The organism is Pseudomonas sp. WS 5011, assembly GCF_012985775.1.
GTDB classification, from domain to species: domain Bacteria; phylum Pseudomonadota; class Gammaproteobacteria; order Pseudomonadales; family Pseudomonadaceae; genus Aquipseudomonas; species Aquipseudomonas peli.
Genome location: NZ_JAAQXA010000079.1, coordinates 1 through 1,014, shown reverse-complemented (window position 1 = coordinate 1,014; position 1,014 = coordinate 1). Strand labels below are relative to the sequence as shown.

At 57.0% G+C, this 1,014-nt stretch carries 1 protein-coding gene; it reads left to right on the top strand.

Annotated features, from left to right (window positions below):
* Positions 1 to 65: 65 nt before the first annotated feature.
* Positions 66 to 1,014 (top strand): IS5 family transposase (locus HBN63_RS21605; protein WP_170050847.1); only part of this gene is annotated, 949 nt, incomplete at its 3' end.

Genomic DNA, 1,014 nt, shown 5'->3' with positions numbered 1-1,014 from the left:
GGAAACTCTGAAGAAGACTTCCTGATTTTGGCAAAATGCCCGGATTCCACCCGCCGAGTTTTCCAATGAAGCAGATGACCTTCGCCGACGCCGAGTATGCCGGTAAGCGCAAACAGACCCGCAAAGAGCTGTTCCTGATCGAGATGGATCGGGTGGTGCCGTGGAAGGGTTTGATTGCCTTGATCGATCCGCATTACCCCAAGGGTGAGGGTGGCCGGCCAGCCTATTCACTGATGGCAATGCTGCGGGTTCATCTGATGCAAAATTGGTTCGGCTACAGCGACCCGGCGATGGAAGAGGCTCTGTACGAGACCACCATCCTGCGCCAGTTTGCCGGGCTGAATCTGGAGCGTATCCCTGACGAAACTACCATCCTTAACTTCCGTCGCCTGCTGGAGAAACACGAGCTGGCTGCTGGCATCCTCGCGGTGATCAACGGCTATCTGGGTGACCGGGGCTTGTCGTTGCGCCAAGGCACCATCGTCGATGCCACGTTGATCAATGCGCCGAGTTCGACCAAGAACAAGGACGGTAAGCGCGATCCAGAAATGCACCAAACCAAGAAGGGCAACCAGTACTACTTCGGCATGAAGGCGCACATCGGCGTGGATGACGAGTCTGGTCTGGTGCACAGCGTGGTAGGTACGGCGGCCAACGTGGCGGATGTCACTCAGGTCGACAAGTTGCTGCACGGCGAGGAAAACATGGTGGGTGCCGATGCCGGCTATACCGGTGTCGAAAAGCGTCCGGAGCATGAGGGTCGCCAGGTGATCTGGCAGGTTGCGGCCCGCCGCAGCACTTACAAGAAACTCGATAAGCGCAGCGTGCTGTACAAAGCCAAGCGCAAAATCGAGAAGGCCAAGGCCCAGGCTCGTGCCAAGGTCGAACACCCGTTCCGGGTAATCAAGCGTCAGTTTGGTTATGTGAAGACGCGGTTCCGTGGTCTGGCCAAGAACACGGCACAACTGGTGACGCTGTTTGCGTTATCAAATCTGTGGATGGCACGCAGACATT